The organism is Actinomadura rubrisoli (assembly GCF_004349215.1).
GTDB lineage: Bacteria > Actinomycetota > Actinomycetes > Streptosporangiales > Streptosporangiaceae > Spirillospora > Spirillospora rubrisoli.
Map to the genome: position 1 here is coordinate 1 of NZ_SMKU01000519.1, position 4,562 is coordinate 4,562.

3 protein-coding genes are annotated in these 4,562 nt (G+C 66.7%); 1 reads left to right on the forward strand and 2 read right to left on the reverse strand.

The window, feature by feature from the left end; genetic code table 11:
• Positions 1–607: 607 nt before the first annotated feature.
• Both E1298_RS44395 and E1298_RS44400 read right to left on the reverse strand, forming a co-directional pair.
• A complete protein-coding gene (locus tag E1298_RS44395; RefSeq protein ID WP_131903386.1) occupies positions 608–1,579 on the reverse strand; it encodes a hypothetical protein in 972 nt (323 codons plus the stop codon).
• Positions 1,580–1,709: 130 nt separating this feature from the next.
• Positions 1,710–2,054 (reverse strand): MerR family transcriptional regulator, encoded by a 345-nt coding sequence (locus tag E1298_RS44400; RefSeq protein ID WP_131903387.1) that lies wholly within the window; start codon positions 2,052–2,054, stop codon positions 1,710–1,712.
• Between the two features lie 1,702 nt (positions 2,055–3,756).
• Between E1298_RS44400 and E1298_RS44405 the strand changes: the two genes are divergently transcribed.
• Positions 3,757–4,098 (forward strand): hypothetical protein, encoded by a 342-nt coding sequence (locus E1298_RS44405; RefSeq protein ID WP_131903388.1) that lies wholly within the window; start codon positions 3,757–3,759, stop codon positions 4,096–4,098.
• Positions 4,099–4,562: the final 464 nt, after the last annotated feature.

Genomic DNA, 4,562 nt, shown 5'->3' on the forward strand with positions numbered 1-4,562 from the left:
CTCACACCGATCCTGGCCCTCACCGCCGCGATCTGGCACAACGACAAGACCGACCAGCCGATCGCCCGCTCCCTGACCGCCTACGACCACTGAACGCAACAGCAGCCCTTGGAATCAATCATCTAGCCGGTCCGCGATCGCCGCGGCCTCGGTGTGGTCGACAATGTGCCATATCACGCCCAGCAGGGCGATCGCCACGGGCCTGCCGAAGTCCAGGGTGCGCGGCCTGCTTCAGAATCGCGGAGGGGTCGCCGGACATCGACCTGAAGGGTAGTCGGCTGCGCCCTTCGGGGTGCTGTTCAGCAGCGTGCGGGCCCTGGCTGCTCCCACTGAAACTCCGCCCTGACCAGTGACCGCAGCCCCCTCAGGTTGATCAGACCGATCCGGTAAACCTGAGATTCTCCCCGTTCGTCGGACACCTTGATGTTCCCCTGGTTTTCCGGTCGTCGAAGGACAACGCGTCCAGGGATGGTGCAAAGCACTCAACGAACTCGCCATCGCCTACCCAGGACGAATCAGGTAGCAGGCTTCACCACTACAAGAGAGTGAGCTTCCCCCCTTCTCCGGACTCTGATGTTGTCCCGGTTTGAGCGGATTGGTGGACGGATCACCCGCGCCACTTCTTGCGGAGTTCGGCCAGTATCTCGGCGGCTGTGCGGTGGTCCTCGGTGCCGGCGGGTGGTGGTGCCGGTGGGTCGGTGTGGTCGCATCTGCGGACGAGGTCGCCGTGGTCGAGGTGGCCGTTGTGGTCGCACCATTGGCAGGCCTCGATCGCGGCCCGGTTCCCGCGGGCCCGCGCCGCGGCGGCGGGGGCGCGTTGGCGCCGACGCCGGACCAGGCGGCGGGGGATGTCCTGGCGTCCGGCGTCGCTGTTCATCCATGCGGTGAGGTTGCGGATGCCGTCGTGTTCGGCGTCGGTGAGGACCGCGTGGACTTCGTCGGCCGTAGCGCCGTAGGCGGCCATGAGCGTCTTGGTGAAGGCGGCCAACTCTCGGTCGCTCTGTGATGTGTCCGCGCTTCCGGGCACAGAACAGGGTTCACAAGGGGGAGAGGAGAGTGTGCTCCGATCAGCAGAGCAGTCTGCTTCGCCTATCGGAGCAGTGGTGCCGTTCGATCGGCTCATTGCAGCAGCCTTGCTTTCGTCTGCTCCGCTCGTCGGAGCAGTTGTTTCACCGGTGTGCATCGCTGCTGTGGGGAGCGGCGCAGCCGGGCGGATCAGCAGGTAGGGCAAGGTCTTGCGTCTGCGCTGCAGCGCCTTGGCCTGCTGGTAGGCCAGCGGGGTGCCGGTAGCGGGATGCAGCGGGGTCAGCCATCCCTTGTTCACCAGCGAATCGCGGATACGCCCGACGGTTCCGGCTGAGCGGATCTTGCACTGCTGCATGAGTCGCCGGTCGGTCAGCCACGCCCGGTCATACGGCGGCTTGTGAGCGTGGTTGGCGTAGCACAGCGCCACCGCCATCTCCGTCGTCGACAGCTCGTCGGAGCCCGCGTCCCAGAGCGCGTCCTGGTAGAGCTGGTAGGGCTTGGCGAGCCTGGGGTCCTGGGCGCCTGCGGGGTCCGAGCCGTCATCGCCGGACACTGCGGTTGCCTCCCGGCCGGTTCGAGGACCAGGAGACCGGAGATAGACGCTCGGCTGCGGGCGAGCTGTGTCAGCCCATGACATCCACAGGGGGCGCAGCATGTGCTCGCTCCGGCCACCGGATGAACGATCAAGAAGCCGTCGAGGGCGCACCGTCGTCATGGGTGGCCGCGCCGGAGGTGCCTGTCGGACGTCCTGCCATGTCCGATGATGGACCTTCGGTGTCGCGGCTTGCGGGGGCCGGCCCGCTATCGCCGTACAGCAGGGTGACGAGCCGCGCCGTCGGAATCTTGATCTTGCGGCCCAGACGCAGGACAGGGGTGAGCGTGGCTTCCCACTCCCCACGGCGGATCATCGCGTACGCCGTCCACTCTCCGATACCGAGCACGGATGCGGCGGTCGGGACATCGATCACCGGTCCCAGCGCCTCCAATGCCTCTCGCGACCATCGTTCCGCCACGTCATCAGACCTCATCGCTGAGACCTCCTGCCTCGGCTAGCGCAGTCCTGACCTGCGGCAGAGAGTACGGTGGGGCCGTCGGTGATGTAGGTGCGGATCGCGGCGTCGCCGTATCGAGAGGGCGGTGGTTTTCCCTCTTCTATGCGGGCAGGGAAATCTTTGACGCGGTCCTGTCCGCACCCTCGCCATGGGCACTGCAGAAGGAGATCTGCGAGGGCAGGACGGTGGACGGGCCGTTCTGCTCCGATGAGGTTCACCATTGTGGTAGCCGTTCCTTAGCGAGCAATAATCCTGGTGTCGCGTGTGGTGGCCCGCTTGCCCAGGCCGCATTTGATACTGCGACGATACTGGGTGCATTGTCACGGGCTCTGTCAGCACAGCGAAGAGTTGGCATTGCGTCGACTGCGGAAGGAAGCTGTGCCTGGATCCAGGGGAGTTTCGTAATGGGACTGAGGTTCCCAGGCGACGTGCGGGCCAGGTTCAAGCATGGTCGGCGTGGTGTCAGTCGTTGGCTTTCAGTGTCACCGTGCATCCATGCGGAGAGGTTGGCGATGCCGTCGCATTCGGCGTCGGCGAGGACCGCGCGTCCATCCGTGGTCGCGGCGCCGTAGGAAGCCATGAGTCGCCGTGGAAGGTAACGAACTTACCTACCGTCCTCCAACGTGTCCGCGCCGTTCGAGAGAGAGTCCACGAGGGTGAAAAGAGGGTTGGCTCCGATCATCGGCGCAGTCTGCATCGATCATCGGAGCAGTCACTGTCCCGATGATCGGAGCAGCCTTGCTGTTATCTGCTCCGACCATCGAAGCAGCCCTGCGCCAACGGCTGCTCTCCTAGTCGGAGCAGTGCCTTGCCGGTTTATGTCACTGCTGCAACGATCAGAGCAGGGCGGGATCGTGGAAGGAAGCGATCGACCCGTTCCGCGACATGAAGCCCACCGGGTTTGGTGAAGTCCTTGATGTACCCCGGGTTCGGTGGAGTCGGTGACCTGGCAGGCGTGTGCTCAGCTGGGCTGGGAGTTCCGGCGGGTCGGAGCGATCGCCCGGTCCTGGGCGGGAATGTCCGTTGGCTGTCCCGTTACCGGTATCCGCGATGCGCTGGCCGAGCTGAGACCGCCCGCCGATTGCGGGAGGCGTTCGCGGCGCCGACACCGCTCATGGCAGGAGCTGCCGTGCCGTCGGTGAACTGGGAATGGGACGACCTGAGGTGAAGCCGCCTCACGGATGGCCCCGTTCGCCACGGCCTTCCACTCAGGGCAGCGAGCCTCCCGATGGCTGCGACGACTGCGACAAGATCTCCGGCATCCGGGGACGGACGACTGAGCTATTCGGATGATGTTGCTGATGATGGCCCGAACCCGTAACGGCCGATCGGCCAACGCGCGCACGGCGCACGGCAACCGAGCCATGGCGAGAACCTGGCGCTTACCCGCCGTCCGGCGTGGAACGCCGGCCTGCGTTCAATCCCGCATCGCTGTCCGCCCGGAGGCGCTCAACGCGGGGACCAACTGACCGAACGCGACGCTCCCGGCCCGCCATGGGGCCACTGCGGGCCGCTAGGACCGGATCGTGTAGATGGTCGCGGCCCGGCCCGTCCGGGCGTACTGGCCGCGCGCACTGCGATCAGGCAGGCCCCATCGGTGAGGTGAGTATCCGGGCGCCTGCGGGGTGAGTAGCCGAGCGGATTCCGCTGACGTCGGATCCTTGGTGGGGTTGCGGCTATGGAGAACATGCCTTTCTGCGAGGCGGAGACCACGGACGAGGCCAGGACTTGCGCGGTGATCCTGCTGGCCGCGCTGGTGCCGGTGACCGTCGCTGCGTGGCTGATGGTCCTGGATGACGGGGTCGGTGCGTGCATGACCAGCGGGGAGTCGTGCAATCCAGATGGAGATGTGCTGTGGGCTGTGTCGGTGGTGACGTTCTGGTGCAGCGCCGTCGTCGGCGTGATCGCGGTGGCGCTGCCTTCGCGCCGCCCGCTGGCCCGCAGAGTCCGCCCCGCGCTGGTCTGTGTCCAGGGCGCGCTGGTGGCAGCGACCTTTTTCACGGTGCTTGGCATCGCGTGAGATGACCGGCGAGGCACCGCGGGTGCGGTACCAGCGACAATACACGCGGCGCGGGTGCGGCTGAGGGATGTGCACTATGGCCAGACCGGCGCCCTGGGGCTCCAGGTCGGCGCGGGCCTGACCGATGACGTCACCGGCGACGGCAAGGCAAGGCGGTCGGCGTGCCGGGACGCGTTGTGGTGGGCTGCAAGAGCAGCGGCGACCTTGGCCTTGGTCGCACAGTGTCGGTGCGTTGCTCCCATCAAGCCGGGCGAGACGAGCCGACCTTCTCGCCGAGGTCATACACGGCTGGCTGGGGATGCGCCGGTGAGCCGGACCGCCGCGCGCGCCTTGCTGTCGACGTGGACGGCAGATCAGCCTCGTCTCGCCGTCGGTCAGCTGCGCGGCGGGCTTGGTGGAGCGCCAGATGGCGGTCCCGGCGGTGGTGGGGGTTGCTGGAAGAGCGGTCCGCCGTGCTGGGGCGG

Excerpts from the sequence above, each read along its gene's own strand:
- E1298_RS44400 (WP_131903387.1), bottom strand. The coding sequence starts at position 2,054 with ATGAGGTCTGATGACGTGGCGGAACGATGGTCGCGAGAGGCATTGGAG.
- E1298_RS44405 (WP_131903388.1), top strand. The coding sequence starts at position 3,757 with ATGGAGAACATGCCTTTCTGCGAGGCGGAGACCACGGACGAGGCCAGG.